The organism is Cupriavidus sp. H39, from assembly GCF_050271075.1.
Classification (GTDB): Bacteria; Pseudomonadota; Gammaproteobacteria; order Burkholderiales; family Burkholderiaceae; genus Cupriavidus; species Cupriavidus necator_B.
Map to the genome: position 1 here is coordinate 695,303 of NZ_CP189846.1, position 15,281 is coordinate 710,583.

General features: G+C 68.9%; 13 protein-coding genes. 8 read left to right on the forward strand and 5 right to left on the reverse strand.

All coding sequences use genetic code 11. The features are described 5' to 3' along the window. Positions 1-8: 8 nt before the first annotated feature. Entirely contained in the window at positions 9-1,592 is a 1,584-nt protein-coding gene (locus ACOCMH_RS03595; protein ID WP_427307808.1) for a sulfite reductase subunit alpha, read from the forward strand. 133 nt (positions 1,593-1,725) lie between these two features. Further along, positions 1,726-4,152, forward strand: coding sequence for a penicillin acylase family protein (locus tag ACOCMH_RS03600; RefSeq protein WP_427307809.1), 2,427 nt, complete (start codon positions 1,726-1,728; stop codon positions 4,150-4,152). Between the two features lie 152 nt (positions 4,153-4,304). Here the strand turns inward: ACOCMH_RS03600 and ACOCMH_RS03605 are convergent, their stop codons facing one another. Beyond that, positions 4,305-4,982 (reverse strand): type 1 glutamine amidotransferase domain-containing protein, encoded by a 678-nt coding sequence (locus ACOCMH_RS03605; RefSeq protein ID WP_427307810.1) that lies wholly within the window; start codon positions 4,980-4,982, stop codon positions 4,305-4,307. A gap of 115 nt (positions 4,983-5,097) precedes the next feature. Here ACOCMH_RS03605 and ACOCMH_RS03610 point away from each other — a divergent pair, with 115 nt between their 5' ends. Then, positions 5,098-6,054 (forward strand): LysR family transcriptional regulator, encoded by a 957-nt coding sequence (locus ACOCMH_RS03610; RefSeq protein ID WP_427307811.1) that lies wholly within the window; start codon positions 5,098-5,100, stop codon positions 6,052-6,054. On the opposite strand, the gene ACOCMH_RS03615 is transcribed toward ACOCMH_RS03610, so the two are convergent. Together ACOCMH_RS03615 and ACOCMH_RS03620 are read right to left on the reverse strand one after the other, a co-directional pair. Beyond that, the gene (locus tag ACOCMH_RS03615) at positions 6,041-6,733 is read right to left on the reverse strand and encodes an SDR family NAD(P)-dependent oxidoreductase (protein ID WP_427307812.1); all 693 of its coding nucleotides are present in this window, start codon (positions 6,731-6,733) and stop codon (positions 6,041-6,043) included. The genes ACOCMH_RS03610 and ACOCMH_RS03615 overlap by 14 nt on opposite strands. Positions 6,734-6,911: 178 nt before the next feature. Further along, a complete protein-coding gene (locus ACOCMH_RS03620; RefSeq protein ID WP_427307813.1) occupies positions 6,912-7,868 on the reverse strand; it encodes a LysR family transcriptional regulator in 957 nt (318 codons plus the stop codon). Positions 7,869-8,084: 216 nt separating this feature from the next. Here ACOCMH_RS03620 and ACOCMH_RS03625 point away from each other — a divergent pair, with 216 nt between their 5' ends. From ACOCMH_RS03625 to ACOCMH_RS03645, 5 genes are all read left to right on the forward strand, one after another. Next, complete coding sequence (locus ACOCMH_RS03625) at positions 8,085-9,032, forward strand: hydroxymethylglutaryl-CoA lyase (RefSeq protein ID WP_427307814.1); 948 nt, start codon at positions 8,085-8,087, stop codon at positions 9,030-9,032. An 8-nt stretch (positions 9,033-9,040) separates the two neighbouring features. After that, the gene (locus ACOCMH_RS03630; RefSeq protein ID WP_427307815.1) at positions 9,041-10,195 is read left to right on the forward strand and encodes a CaiB/BaiF CoA transferase family protein; all 1,155 of its coding nucleotides are present in this window, start codon (positions 9,041-9,043) and stop codon (positions 10,193-10,195) included. Positions 10,196-10,255: 60 nt separating this feature from the next. Then, on the forward strand, positions 10,256-11,245 hold the full coding sequence (locus tag ACOCMH_RS03635) for a Bug family tripartite tricarboxylate transporter substrate binding protein (RefSeq protein WP_427307816.1): 990 nt from the start codon (positions 10,256-10,258) through the stop codon (positions 11,243-11,245). Positions 11,246-11,338: 93 nt separating this feature from the next. Beyond that, positions 11,339-11,863: a gamma carbonic anhydrase family protein gene (locus ACOCMH_RS03640; protein ID WP_427307817.1), complete on the forward strand. Its 525-nt coding sequence runs from the start codon at positions 11,339-11,341 to the stop codon at positions 11,861-11,863. A gap of 94 nt (positions 11,864-11,957) precedes the next feature. Next, positions 11,958-12,338, forward strand: a complete 381-nt coding sequence (locus ACOCMH_RS03645; protein WP_427307818.1) for a DUF427 domain-containing protein — start codon at positions 11,958-11,960, stop codon at positions 12,336-12,338. Between the two features lie 21 nt (positions 12,339-12,359). Here ACOCMH_RS03645 and ACOCMH_RS03650 read toward each other — a convergent pair whose 3' ends face one another. Then, the gene (locus ACOCMH_RS03650) at positions 12,360-12,749 is read right to left on the reverse strand and encodes a hypothetical protein (RefSeq protein ID WP_427307819.1); all 390 of its coding nucleotides are present in this window, start codon (positions 12,747-12,749) and stop codon (positions 12,360-12,362) included. A gap of 282 nt (positions 12,750-13,031) precedes the next feature. Beyond that, positions 13,032-15,194 carry a TonB-dependent siderophore receptor gene (locus ACOCMH_RS03655; protein WP_427307820.1) on the reverse strand — a complete coding sequence of 721 codons (2,163 nt, stop codon included), beginning with the start codon at positions 15,192-15,194 and terminating at the stop codon, positions 13,032-13,034. Between the last annotated feature and the right edge of the window lie 87 nt (positions 15,195-15,281).

A 15,281-nucleotide genomic window follows, 5' to 3' on the forward strand; every position in this document is an offset into this window, starting at 1 on the left:
CCGCCACCATGCCATCCGCTGTCGCGGCGGCCAGCTGGCTGGTCGTGGCCGGCGGCGTGGCGTTGTCCGTGCTCGGGCCGTCGCGCATCGCCATGGCGGCCGGGGTGCTTGCGGCTTACGCCGGGTTTTGCGGGGCGGTGGTGGCCCATCACCGCCAGCGGCGCGCCAGCGCGAAGGCGCTGGCCGGCACGGAAGACGGCGCGACGCTGGTGGCCTATGCCAGCCAGACCGGGTTTGCCGAACAGCTGGCGCTGCAGACCGCCACCGCGCTGCAGGGCGCGGGCATGCCGGTGCAGCTGTTGTCGCTGGCGGAGGTTGACGGCCGGCGCCTGCGGGCCTGCCGCCAGGCCTTGTTCGTGGTCAGCACCACCGGCGAGGGTGACGCCCCGGACAGCGCCTCGGGCTTCGCCCGCCGCCTGCTGGCCGGCACCGATGGCCTGCACCAGCTGCGCTACGGCATCCTGGCGCTCGGCGACAGCAGCTACGCGCGCTTCTGCGCCTTCGGCCATGCCCTGGAGAGCTGGCTGCGGCGCCAGCGGGCCCAACCGCTGTTCGACCTCGTCGAAGTCGACAACGGCGACGCCGGCGCGCTGCGCCACTGGCAGAACCACCTGTCGGCGCTGAGCGGCGGCGCCGAGATCGCCGACTGGGAGCGGCCGCGCTATGACCCCTGGCGGCTGGCGCAGCGGCGCCATCTGAATCCCGGCAGCCAGGGCGCGCCGGCCTTCCATCTGGTGCTGGCGCCGCCAGCCGGCGCGGCGCTGGACTGGCACGCCGGCGACATTGCCGAGATCGGCCCCTGCCACGCGCCGGCCGAGGTCGGGCGGCTGCTGGCGCGGCTGGGCCTGGACGGCGCCACCCCCGTGCGCTGCGATGGCGGCGGCACCACCCTGGCGGCGGCCCTGGCCACGCGCATGCCGCTGCCCGAACCCCACTTCGCCGCGATGCAGGGCCTGGCGCCGCAGCAGCTGGTGGATGCGCTGGCGCCGCTGCCGCACCGCGAGTATTCAATCGCCTCGCTGCCGCAGGATGGGCAGCTCGAATTGCTGGTACGCCAGACCCGCCACGGCGACGGCCGCCTCGGCCTGGCCTCCGGCTGGCTGACCGAGCATGCCGCCGTGGGCAGCCGCATCGCGCTGCGCATCCGCGCCAATCGCGGCTTCCATCCGCCGGTCGACGACCGGCCGCTGATCCTGGTCGGCAACGGCACCGGGCTGGCCGGGTTGCGGGCCCAGCTCAAGGCCCGCGCCGGGGCCGGGCGGCGCCGCAACTGGCTGCTGTTCGGCGAGCGCTCGGCGCAGCATGACGCGTTCTTTGCCGAGGAGCTGGCCGGCTGGCGGGCGGACGGCACGCTGGCACGCGTGGACCACGCCTGGTCGCGCGACGGCGGCGCGCCACGCTACGTGCAGGACGCCTTGCACCTGCACGCCGACGTCGTGCGGCAATGGGTGGCCGACGGCGCCGCCATCTATGTCTGCGGCAGCCTGCAAGGCATGGCCGGCGGCGTCCATGACGCGCTGGCCGGTATCCTGGGTGAGGACGCGCTGCGCCGCCTTGCCGACGACGGCTGCTACCGGCGCGACGTCTACTGAGGCGGGGCGCCAAGCCCGGCACCCCACGCGGCGTGCGGAGATCGGCCGCGGCACTCGCGCGCCGGCCAGCCATGCACTATCTTCGGTGTGAACTGCAAGACATCTGCAGCCATCACAACACCGAGGAGACCTGATGTTACGCACCCCCCGCCGCCTGGCCGCTGCGCTGGCCCTGCTCGCCACCACCATTCCGGCCGCGATGGCCGAAGTCCCAGCCCGCCACGACACCTTCGCCGTACCCGGCCTGGAAAAACCCGCCAGCGTGCTGGTCGACCGCTGGGGCGTGCCGCACATCTATGCCGGCACGCTCTACGACGCCTTCTATGCGCAGGGCTTCATGGCCGCGCGCGACCGCCTGTGGCAGATCGACCTGTGGCGCAAGCGCGGGCTTGGCGAGATGGCGCGCGACTTCGGCCCGGCCTACGCCGATGGCGACCGCATGGCGCGTGCGGTGCTGTTCCGCGGCGACATGTACCGTGAATGGCTGGCCTACGGCAGCGACGCCAAGCGCGTGGCCGAGGCCTTTGTCGCGGGGGTGAACGCCTATGTGGCACTGACCGAGCAGAAGCCTGAACTGCTGCCGCCCGAGTTCCGCAAGCTCCACTACAAGCCGGCGCGCTGGCAGGCGGAGGACATCGTGCGCATCCGCCACCACGGCCTGACCCTGAACTTCACCGGCGAGATCGATCGCGCCCGCCTCTACTGCGAGGCCAAGGACCATGCGGCGCGCGCGGACTGGCTGCGCCGCGAGCTTGACCCGCAGATCGAACCCCGGCTCAACCCCGGCGTCGACCCCTGCACCGTGCCCGCGGCCGAACTGCGCCGCGCCTATGAGTTGGCCACCGCCGCGGCGCGCTTCCCGAAAGAGGCGTGGGGCGACGCCCGGGACGCCAGCCTGCCGCTGGACCAGCTCTACGCGGTGGTGGATCCCAACAGCGATACCGGCCGCAGCCTGGGCTCGAACAACTGGGTCATCGGCGGCAAGCGCACCACCACCGGCCGCCCGATCCTGGCCAACGATCCGCATCGCTCGCACGGCGCGCCCAGCCTGCGCTACATCAGCCACCTGAACGCGCCGGGGATGTCGGTGATCGGCGCCGGCGAGCCATTCCTGCCCGGCATCTCGATCGGGCACAACGGCACCATCGCCTTCGGCCTGACGCGCTTCTACATGGACCAGGAAGACCTGTACGGCTACGAGCTGAACCCGGCCAACCCGCGCGAATACAAGTACAAGGGCCGCTGGGAGCCGATGGAGACCATCACCGAAGAGATCGCGGTAAAGGGCGAGCCCGTGCCGCGCAAGGTGACGCTCGACTTCACCCGCCACGGCCCGGTGCTGGTGGCAGGGTCCGGGCACGCGTGGGCGCTCCGCGCCGCGTGGCTGGACTACGGCATGGCGCCTTACTTCGGCTCGATGGACTACATGCGCGCGCGCAACTGGGACCAGTTCCGCGCCGCGATGAACCGCTGGGGCGCGCCCGGCGAGAACCAGGTCTATGCCGACACCAGTGGCAATATCGGCTGGATCCCGGGCGGGCTGACCGTCAAGCGTCCCAACTGGGACGGCCTGACGCCGGTGGCCGGCGACGGCCGCTATGAATGGGCCGGCTACCGCAACATGGACGAATTGCCGTGGGCCTACAACCCCGCGCCGGGCTATATCGTCACCGCCAACGAAAACAACATCCCGCCCGAGCATCCGGCGGCGAAGCTGGGCGTGGGCTACGAATGGAGCGACAGCGCGCGCGCGCGCCGGCTCAAGGCAGTGGTCGGCGCCAATCCGCGCAGCTCGGTGCAGGATTCGATGGCGTGGCAGAACGACACCGTATCGCTGCCGGCCCAGCGCGTGGTGGCGCTGCTGCAGGATCTGCGCAGCGACGACCCGCAGCTGGCCCGCGGCCTGGACCTGCTGCGCGGCTGGAATGGCAACGAGCGCGCCGACAGCGCCGCCTCGGCGCTGTTCGAGGTCTGGTTCAGCAAGCACCTGCGCCAGGCCGTGGTGCGCGCGGCATTGCCGCCTGAGGCCGCGCGCCTGGTCGGCGCCGGCGATGCCGCGCGCGTGGTGGCGGTGCTGGAGCAGCCGGGACCCTGGATGCCGGTGGAACGCCGCAATGCGGTCATGCTCGAATCGCTGAAGGCCGCGATGGCGGAGGTGGAGGGCAAGCTCGGGCCGGACCCGCGCGGCTGGCAATGGGGCAAGCTCCACACCGCCGTGTTCACGCATCCGATGGACCCGATCCTGAGCGACGCGGAACGCCAGCAGTTCAACGTCAACGCCGGTCCGATCGGCGGCTCGGCCTTCACGCCGATGAACACCAGCTACCGCAACAACGATTTCCGCCTGACCGCGGGCGCGTCGTTCCGCATGGTGCTGGACGTCGGCAACTGGGATGCTTCGCGCGTGATCAACACGCCGGGACAGTCCGGCAATCCCGCCAGCCCGCATTACCGCGACTTGGCGCCGCTGTGGGCCAAGGGCGAGTATTTCCCGCTGGTCTATACGCGCAAGGCGGTGGAGAAGGCGAGCCGGGAGCGGGTGGAGCTGGTGCCGCAGTAAGCCTCCAGCGCCCCAATCCCGCTCGCGGGAGAGGGCGGGAGTATCAACGAAGTGAAGGCCGTCGCCATTGCCGGCGCCTGCCCTCTCCCCCCGCCCCTCTCCCGCGCGCGGGAGAGGGGAGCAAACCAGCAGCGGGTTGAACGCTGTGTGTCTTACTTCAACAACCCCAACACCGCCTGCGCTCCCGCCTCTGACGATGCCGGATTCTGCCCCGTCACCAGCCGTCCGGCGACCGCCACGTGGCTGGCCCAGTCATCGCCGCGCGTAAACCGCCCGCCGCTGGCCTTCAGCACATCCTCCACCAGGAATGGCACCACCGCGGTCAACTGCACCGCCTCTTCCTCGCTGTTGGTAAAGCCCGTCACTTCCTTCCCCTTCACCAGCGGCTGGCCGTCCGCGCCCTTGACGTGCCGCAGCACCCCCGGCGCATGGCACACGGCGCCAACCGGCTTGCCGAGCCGGTCAAACCGCTCGATCAGCGCGATCGAGCGCTTGTCTTCCGCCAGGTCCCACAGCGGTCCATGGCCGCCGGGATAGAACACGGCGTCGAAGTCCTCGGCCTTCACCTGGTCCAGCGTCAGCGTGCGGGCCAGCGCCTGCTGCGCGGCCGTGTCAGCGCGGAAGCGGCGGGTCGCGTCGGTCTGTGCATCCGGATCGTCGCTCTTGGGGTCGATCGGCGGCTGGCCGCCTTTTGGCGAAGCCAGCGTGATGTCGGCGCCCGCGTCCCTGAAGACGTAGTACGGCGCCGCGAATTCCTCGAGCCAGAAGCCGGTCTTCTTGCCCGTATTGCCAAGCTGGTCGTGCGAGGTCAGCACCATCAGGATTTTCATGTTCGTTCTCCGGTTTGCATCCACGGTCGGCCGGGGGAGGCCCGGCATTGGCAACATCCTACGCAGCTGGCTATGATTCGAAAACTTCGAATCTTCGATTTCTGCCATCCAAAAAATGAATATCGCCGGCAAGGACCTGAACCTGCTCTATGTCTTCCATGTGCTCTACCAGGAAGGCAACGCCTCGCGCGCGGCAGCGCGCATGGCGCTGAGCCAGCCGGCGCTCAGCCACAAGCTGAACCGGCTGCGCGACGAACTGGGCGATCCGCTGTTCGTGCGCGCGCCGCGCGGCCTGACGCCGACCCCGCGCGCGCATGCGCTGGCGCCGCAAGTGCAGCGGCTGGTTGCGGACCTGGATGCGTTCTATGACGCTTGCGACGGCCGCGATTTCCTGGCACGCAGCGAGGCCGTCCACATCTACACCACCGACTACATGGAGCAACTGCTGCTGCCGGCGCTGTTGCCGCGGCTGCGCCGCGATGCGCCCGGCGTGGTGCTGGTCACGCACAATACGCGCGGCCAGCTGCCGCGCGAGGAACTGGAGAAGGGCACCTGCGACCTGGCGATCGCGGGCTTCTACGAGAACCTGCCCGACACCTTCCACCAGCAGCGCCTCGGCAGCGAGGATTTTGTGGTGCTGGCCTCGCGCGCCAATCCGCGCCTCGCGCAGGGCCTGGACCTGGACGCGTTCCTGGCGTGCGAGCACCTGCTGACCACGCTGACTGGCGACCTCAATGGCGTGGTGGATCGTGCGCTGGCGCGCCTGGGGCGCCAGCGCACGGTGGTGGCGGGTTTGTCGAGCTTCCTGGCCCCGAGCCGGCTGGTGCGTGGCTCGGCGCTGTTGCTGACCTGCCTGCGCTCGGTCGCGCAGGAAGCGGTGGCGCGCGATCCGGACCTGGTGATGCTGCCGGTGCCATTCGCGCTGCCCCAGGTCGACATGATGCAGATCTGGCACGCGCGCACCGATGCCGACCGGCTGCGGCGCTGGCTGCGCCAGCAGATCCAGGAAGTCGCCAGCGCCATCGGCGCGGCCGGACCCACCGCGCGACGGCCGCGCGTCAGGCGCGGTTGACCACCGGCACCAGTGCGCCGTGCACCGCGCGGGCGGCGTCGGAGGCCAGGAACAGGATCACATCGGCCAGGGCATCCAGGGCGACCCAGCGCGAGGTATCGGCATCGGGCATGGCCTGGCGGTTCCCGGGCGTGTCAAGGATGCTTGGCAGCACCGCGTTGACGCGGATGCCCTGGTCGCGCAGTTCGGCCGACATCGATTCGGTGACCCGCGCCAGCGCGTCCTTCGATGCGCAGTAGGCGCCCATCTGCGCCAGTCCGCGTGCCGCCGAGTTAGCGCCCACGTTGACGATGGCGCCGCCGCCCGCGGCCAGCATGTGCGGCACCACCGCGCGTGCCATGTTCAGCACCGTGCCGACGTTCATGTCGAACAGCCGGTTCCAGTCGGCCGCGCTGGTCTCGTGGATGCCCGTGCCCATGGCAAAGCCGCCGGCCAGGTTGCAGACCACGTCGATGCGCCCGCATGCCTGCGCGGCTGCGCCGATCGCCTTGCCGAGGCTGTCCGCATCGAGCAGGTCGGCCTGCAGCGCCAGGTGGCCACTGCCCACTTCGGGCAGCGGTGCGTCATGGCGGTCCAGCAGCACCATGCGCGCGCCCGCCCGCGCGAAGGCCTGTGCGACCGCGCGCCCCAGGTTGCCGCTTGCGCCGGTGACCAGTACGTTCTTGCCGTTGAAGTTCATTTGCGTGCTCCTGCGCCGTGGCGGCGCGCATTGTCGTGATCAGGCTTCGCCAGGCCGTTTCCAACCATCGTGGCCGGCAGCGAAAAACGCAAGCCAGTCTACGCAACGGCTCGCAACATAAGCTTGCGAAAACGCCCCGGGGTAACCCTCGAAACGCACAGGAAGTTGCGCGCGGCGCTTACCGTTTGCGCCGTGCCGGGCTCTGCGCGGGTACGACGCCTGATGCTGTCGCTTCCTTCGTCGCGGCTTCCTCGAGGAACTGCACCAGCAGCTGCGCCGCGGGCGACAGCAGCGAGAAGTCGCGGCAGCAGATCGCAAAGCGGCGCCGCGCCCAGTCGTTGCGCAGCGGGACGACGCGCAGGCCGAAGGCCGTGGCCACGAGCGTGGCGATCTCCGCAGGGATGATGACGATGCCGAGTTCGGCGCGCACGCAGCGCAGCGCGGCGTCGAAGGTCGACACCACCGCGCGATGCGCCAGGCGGCGCCCGAGGATCGCGGCATAACGCGTCAACATGATCTGCACCGCGGTCTGCGCCGGCATGGCGATCTGGTCGTAATCCAGCGTGTCTTCGAACAGGCAGGTGTCCGCTTGCGCCAGCGGGTGCCCTGGGTAGACCACCGCGGCGAGGTGGTCGGCGCGGTAGGGGCGGGTCTGGAAGCCCTCCAGGTCGGCCGCATCCCAGCAGATGCCCAGCGGCGCCGTGCCGTCACGCAGCGCGCGCACCACTTCGCTGCTCAGGCTTTCTTCGATGGTCACGCGCACGTCGCGGTGCCCGGGCAGTTGCATGAAGGCGGCGATGTCATCGGGCAGCGATTCCGCCATCGTCGATACCGTGGCGAGCAACCGCACCTGACCGCGGACACCGGTCCCGTAGTCGGCGAGGTCGCGCGTGACGCGATCGGCGGCGGCGAGCATCGTGCGCGCATGCGCCAGCACCAGTTCTCCGGCGGGCGTTGGGATGACGCCGCGGCGGCGACGTTCCAGCAGCGTGGCGCCGACGGCTTCCTCCAGCTGGGCCAGGCGCTTGCTGATGGCGGAAGCGACGATGTGTTCCTGTTCGCCGGCGCGCGCCATGTTGCGGGTTTCGCAGACGGCGACGAACAGGCGCAGCGTGGTGAGGTCGAGGTCTCGCATGGCGGGGGCGCAATGTTTCCGGATTGGAATGCTACGCCGCTTCATGGCGCCATGACATCGCATCCGGGAAATCCCGTAGCGACTCCGTGGCGCCATGGTGGCTTTCCGATTCGGCATGTCTGGCTGCGCAAATCATCGCTTCAGCTTACCCGCAGAAACTCATAGAGTTCTTCCGTCGCCCCCGCCGGGGGACGCCTTATCCAGTCCCCGAGAACCATGACCCACTCCTTCCCCAGCCAGGCCGTGATCCGCGAAGTCGGTCTGCGTGACGGCCTGCAAAGCGTCCGCACCATCCTGCCCACCGCCAGCAAGCTGGCGTGGATCCGCGGCGCGCACGCCGCCGGACTGCGCGAACTCGAAGTCGGTTCGTTTGTCCCCGTCCGCCTGCTGCCGCAACTGGCCGACACCGCTGAACTGGTGGCATTCGCGCGCACGCTGCCGGGCCTGTTCACGTCGGTGCTGGTGCCCAACCTGCGCGGCGCGCAGGATGCGCTGGAGAGCGGCGCCGACCTGATGATCGTGCCGCTGTCCGCCAGCCATGCGCATAGCCTGGCCAACCTGCGCAAGACGCCCGATGAAGTCGTGGCCGAAGTGGCGCGCATCCGCGCCGCGCGCGATGCCAGCGGCGCGAAGACGCTGATCGAAGGCGGCGTCGGCACGGCCTTCGGCTGCACGCTGCAAGGCCATGTCGATGCCGGGGAAGTGCTGCGGCTGATGCAGGCGCTGCTCGATGCCGGCGCCGACCGGGTCAGCCTGGCCGATACCGTGGGCTATGCCGATCCGGCCATGGTGCGCGAGCTGTTCGGGCGCGCCGTGGAGATCGCCGGCGAGCGCTTCTGGTGCGGCCATTTCCACGATACGCGCGGGCTCGGGCTGGCCAATGTCTATGCCGCGCTCGAAGCCGGCGTGACCCGCTTCGACGCCTGCCTGGCCGGCATCGGCGGCTGCCCGCATGCGCCTGGCGCCAGCGGCAACGTCGCCACCGAAGATCTCGCGTACATGCTCGGCAGCATGGGCATCGATACCGGCATCGATATCGGCCGCCTGCTGGCGCTGCGCGAAGACGTGGCCGGCTGGCTGCGCGACGAAACCCTGCACGGCACGCTGTGGCGCGCCGGCCTGCCCAAGACCTTCGCGGCCCCGCGTGCCGTGGCCACCGCCTGAGGACGAACATGCTCCAAGACAGCAACAGCAATACCCTGCCGCTCGCCGGCGTGCGCGTGGTGGAATTCACGCACATGGTGATGGGCCCCACCTGCGGCATGATCCTGGCCGACCTCGGCGCCGAGGTGATCAAGGTCGAGCCGCCCGGCGGCGACAAGACGCGCAACCTGCCGGGCCTGGGCATCGGCTTCTTCCGCGCCTTCAACCGCAACAAGAAAAGCGTGGTGCTCGACATCACCACCGACGAGGGGCGCGCGGCCGCGGCCGAACTGGCGGGCCAGAGCGACATCCTGCTGGAGAACTTCCGTCCCGGCCTGATGCAGAAGCTGGGGCTGGACTACGCCACGCTGTCGCGCGATTACCCGCACCTGATCTATGTGTCGCACAAGGGCTTCCTGCCTGGCCCGTACGAGCGCCGGCTGGCGCTGGACGAAGTGGTGCAGATGATGGGCGGCCTGTCCTACATGACCGGCCCGAGCGGACGGCCGCTGCGCGCCGGTAGCTCGGTCAATGACATCATGGGCGGCATGTTCGGCGCGATCGGCGTGCTGGCCGCGCTGCGCGAGCGCGACCGCACGGGCAAGGGGCAGGAAATCCAGAGCGCGTTGTTCGAGAACTGCGTGTTCCTGGCGTCGCAGCATATGCAGCAATACGCCATGACCGGCGAGCCGACGCCGCCGATGCCGTCGCGCGTGTCGGCTTGGAGCGTGTATGACGTGTTCACGCTGGCGCAGGACGAGCAACTGTTTATCGGCGCGGTCAGCGACAAGCAGTTCGTCACGCTGTGCCGGGTGCTGGAGCACCCGGAGCTGATCGACAAGCCGGAGTACGCCAGCAACACCTCGCGCGTCGCGGTGCGGCCGCAACTGCTCGAAGAACTGGGCGCGATCCTGCGCCACCATCGTTCCGCGGAACTCGCGCCCAAGCTCGAAGCGGCCGGCATTCCCTATGCGCCGATCGTGCGTCCGGACCAGCTGCTCGACGATCCGCACCTGCTTGCCAGTGGCGGACTGGTGCCGATGCAGGCGGACGACGGCTCAACCACGCCCACGGTGCTGCTGCCGCTGCTGATGGGCGGGCGCCGCCCTGGCGTGCGCAGCCCGCTGCCCAAGGTCGGGGAGCACAACGAAGAGATTCTGGCGCGGCTCGGCAAGGGCGCCTGAGGGCAAGCCGCGCCACAGCGGCACGGTCGAGGCCCTACGATAACGATACGGAGACAAACCATGCAACGTCGCACCCTGCTCAAGTCCGCGCTGGCATTTTCCGCCACGCTCGCTGCTACCCTCGCCGTGCCCGGCCTTGAAGCGCTGGCCCAGGGCGGCTCGGGCAAGCCCGTGCGCCTGATCCTGCCGATCAGTGCCGGTTCCGGCGTCGACACCATCGCGCGCGCCGCGGGCCCGGCGCTGGGCAAGGCCTTCGGCCAGCCGGTGGTGATCGAAAACCTGCCTGGCGCCGGCGGCATCACCGGTGCCGCGGCCGTGGTCAAGGCGCAGCCCGACGGCAGCACGCTGGGGCTGGTATCGAACAATCACGTGATCAACCCCAGCGTGTTCCGCGCAATGCCTTTCGACGCGATCAAGGATATAACGCCGATCAGCGTGCTTGGCACCACGCCGCTGGTGCTGGTGGTCAATGCCAAAGTGCCGGCGAAGAACGTGAAAGAGCTGGTGGCGCTGCTCAAGGCCAGGCCCGATGCCTACAACTATGCATCGTCGGGCAACGGCACCATCATCCACCTGGCCGGCGAGATGTTCCTGGACGAGGCGGGCGTGACCGCACGCCATGTGCCCTACAAGGGCACCGGCCCGATGATCAACGACCTGCTTGCCGGACAGGTGGAAATGGGCGTGGTCGCGCTCAACGCGGTGGCGCCGCACCTGAAGGCCGGCACGCTGCGCGCGATCGGCCTGTGCGGCGACAAACGCACGGCCGCCGCGCCGGACATTGCCACCATCGCCGAACAGGGATTGCCGCGCTACAACGTCGCGGGCTGGTTTGCCGTCATCGGCCCGGCCGGCATGCCGGCGCCGGAAGTCAGGCGCGTGCACGATGCCTTTGCCAAAGCCTTCACGTCACCCGAAGTGCTGGAGACGATGAAAAAGCAAGGCACGGTGATCGAGCCCGGCACGCCGGAGGCCGCTGCCGCGTTCTTCCGCAGCGAAGCCGCGCGCTACGCCGCGCTGGTGAAGAAGGCCAACGTCAAGGTCGAATAAGCCAAGCGGTCTTCCTGCTTTCCTGCTGCCAACGTGGCCCGTCCCTTATCCAGGGCGGGCGCGGTGGCGGCCTTCTTCCTTACCTGACCCATCATGACTCTCTACAAGCTTGGCGAGCTCGCGCCCGCCATCGCCGGCAGCGCCTTTGTCGCCGCCGAAGCCACCATCATCGGTCGCGCGGAACTGGCCGAGCACGTATCGGTCTGGCCCGGTGCCGTGATCCGTGCCGACAACGAACCGGTGACGGTCGGCGCCGGCAGCAATATCCAGGAGGGCGCCGTGCTGCATACCGATCCCGGCTGCCCGCTCGCGCTCGGCGCCGGCGTGACCGTGGGGCACCAGGCCATGCTGCACGGCTGCACCGTGGGCGACGGCGCGCTGATCGGCATCCAGGCCGTGATCCTGAACCACGCCAACATCGGCGCCGAATCGCTGGTCGCCGCCGGTGCGCTGATAACCGAGGGCAAGCAGTTCCCGCCGCGCTCGCTGATCCTGGGCTCGCCCGCCAAGGCCGTGCGCGAGCTGACCGATGAGGAAGTGAAGAACCTGCGCGCCAACGCTGAGGACTACGTCCGCCGCGCCGCGCGTTATCGCACGGCGCTGGAAAAGATCGGCTGAGCCGCCATCGCCGCGGCCTGGTCAGCGTGACCGCCGGCAGGTTGCCCGGCAAGCGCCTAGAATGTCCTGCATCCCGCCATGCAGGAGCACGACGATGTCAGGCAAGCCCGTCAGGATCCCCGGCCCCGACCATCCCATCACCATCACGCCGACCGCCGGCAGGGTCGTGGTCAAGGTGGCCGGCATCACGATTGCCGACAGCGACGCGGCGCTGACCCTGCAGGAGGCCGCCTATGCGCCGGTGCAGTACATTCCACGCGCGCATGTCGACATGGCGCGGCTCGAGCGCAGCGCGCACGCTACCTATTGCCCGTACAAGGGTGACTGCAGCTACTTCTCCATTCCGGCCGGCGGCGAGCGCTCGCGCAATGCAGTGTGGAGCTATGAGGCGCCGTACGCCGCCGTCGCCGCGATCGGCGCGCACCTGGCGTTCTATCCCGACCGCGTCGACAGCATCGAGATCGTCACGCCGTGAGGGTACGCACCGTGGCCGGGCCTAAGGCTCGAGTGCCGCGTCGACCATCGCTGCGGCCAGGCCGATCACCAGTGCGATGGCGGAGGCGATAAACCATCGCACCGTCCTGCGGTACTCAGGCACCGCGTCGTCCTCGACCCGCAGCGCGCGGAACAGCGCGACGATCTGCAGCACCACGGCGGCCAGCAGCGACACCGCCGCCAGCAGCGAGCGCCAGTCCCATTCGCCGGGGCTTTCGAAGCCCCAGAAGCGCCAGAACCCCAGCGAGAAGCCCAGCAGCACGGTGATGGCGGTGATGATGCCCTGGCGATAGCCGGTGGGCACCACTTGCGGCGCCGGCGGCTCCAAAGGCACCACGGGAGACGCGGCGGTGGGCGGGGTCGGCGGGGCGGCAGGCTGGCCAGCATCCATGGCACGTCTCCGGTTGGCGATGGGGCTGGATGCAGTCTAGTCCCGATCAGCCCTTGCTGAAGATGCTGTAGAAATCCGGCGCGCCGCTGTCAGGCAGGCTCAGGTCGAGCGAGCCTTCGATGTGTTCCAGGTGTTCCGCCATCAGCGCGCTGGCGCGCGCGGCATGTCAACATTCGTTTTCCCTGAAGTCGTCGTGGCCGCAACCCCGCCCCGCGATGGACGAAAAAAAACCCCGCTCCGGAGAGCGGGGTTCTGCGTGCGCGGCGTCCGGCGGAGCGGACGTCAGTAGGCAATCTTCGCCGTCAGGCTGACGCTGCGCGGATCCGCGGGCTGGATGTAGTTTTCATACTGGAAGCCCCAGTAGCGCTTGTTGGTCACGTTGTTCAGCGCGGCGCGCAGCGTCAGGTCCTTGCCGGCGACGCGGGTGCTGTAGCTGGCGCCGAGGTTGAACACGGTGTAGCCGCCGGCGTCGAGCGTATTGCCGGCGTTCAGCTTGGTGCTGCCGGTGTATTTGCCATCGACGCCAAGACGCAGGCCCGGCACCAACGGCACGCGGTAGCTGACGCGGCCCGCCATGATGAAGCCCGGCGCGCCGGCGACGCGGTTGCCGCTGTTGGCCACGCCGTTGTCGTAGTAAGAATCGAGATACATCGCGCTGGCGCCGAACTCCCATTGCGAGCCCAGGCGGTACACGCCGGCCAGTTCCAGGCCCTGGTAGATCGAGGTGCCATCCTGCTGGCGCGTCGGCACGCCGCCGTTGATGCTGTCGTACTCGGCGCCGCGCTCGATGCGGAAGGCACCGGCGGTTGCGCTCCACGCGGCCTGGTCGGCCTTGACGCCGATTTCATACTGCTTGCTGCGGATCGGGCTGAGCAGCTGGCGCGCGTTGGTGTAGCCGTCTGGCACGATCGATCCCGGTTCCAGCGCCTCGACATAGCTGGCATAGACCGTGGCCGCGGGCACCGGCTTGAACATCAGCGCCAGCGCGGGCGTGACCACGCCGTTCTTGCTGTAGCTGGAGGTGACCGGCACATAGCCGTTCTGCTCGAAGTTGGTCACGCGCAGGCCGGCCAGTACCGACCAGCGCTCGCTCAGTTGCACGGTATCGCTGGCGAACACGGACTTCTGCGTGATGTCGCTGTTGCGCACCTTGTTGAAGGCGGTCGAGCTGTAATAGGTGTTGGGGTTGGGCGCGAAGATATTCCCGGTGCCGATGACCGCGCCGAAGCCGTTGTTGTCGTAGCGATCGATCTGCTTCTGCCACGACAGGCCCGCCACCAGCTGGTGCCCGAACGGCCCGGTGCGGAACTTGCCCTCCAGCATCGCCTGCCATTGCCCCACCTGCTGGTTCTGCGCGGTGTCGTAGCGCTGGTCGGTGTAGTCGCCGGCCTGGTTCAGCAGGTTGTAGGTGCTTTCATTGCGGCTGCGATTGACCTTGGTGAAGCTGTAGCTGGTGCTGACCGCCCAGTCCGGATTGATCTGGTAGCGCAGGCCGGTGCTGTACAGCTGCAGGTTGGTGTTCAGGTGCTGGTCGGTGCCGGCGAAGTTGCGGATGCGCCCCGATACCGCGTTCGGCAAGGCGGCATCGCCGTAGCTCCACAGGCTGAACGACGGCATCTGTCCGGTGGCGCGGCGGTCCTGGTAGATCGAATCGAAGGTCCAGGTCAGGTCCTTGGTCAGGCGTGCGTCCAGCCCCAGCGACACGCTGTCGCGCCGGATGTTGCGCGCGTTGTAGGGCGTGCCTTCCTCGTGCGTCACGTTCAGGCGGTAGCCGAACATGTTGTCCGGGCCGGCGCGCCCGCCCAGGTCGACGTGTTCGCTCCAGACATTGGCGGCGCGGTAGCCCAGCTCGAACGATGCGGTGAACGCATCGGTCGGCTTCTTGGTGACGTAGTTGACGATGCCGCCCGGCGTGGCGAAGCCGTACATGAAGCCCGGCAGGCCCTTGAGCAACTCAACCTGCTCCATGTGTTCATACGGCAGCGTGATGCCGTACGCCACGAACGGCAGGCCGTTGATCTTGAAACCGTTCTGCCAGTCGATCTGCAGGCCGCGCACGCTCAGGTAGCTGGACCAGCTGTTGTAGCCGTTGCCGTTGTCGCTGACCGACGCGTCCATGGTGAACACATCGCCGAGCTTGGCCACCTGGCGCTCGGCGAGGTCTTCGCCGGTGACGATGGTGGTGGAGTAAGGCGTGTCCAGTTGCGTGCGCGAGCCGAGCGCGCCGGTGCTGGCCTTTTTCTCAAGCTGCAGGCCGGAGTCGTCCACCGCCGCGGCGCTGACGGTCACCGCCGGCAGCGACGCCGCATCGGCCGGCGCGGCGCTTTGCTGCGCCAGCGCGGCCGTCGCCGGAAAGCCGGCGAGCACGGCAAGTTGCGCCAGCACGGCGAGATGGCGGGGTTTGGGTGCGCGCGCGGGCGCGGCGCGAAGGACATGTCGGCTCATGATGGAACAGCAGAAAAAAGGCAGGCCTGTATGTAATGTAAATACAAATGCGAATAATTCGTATTTAGGAAAAGACCGAATGATGCC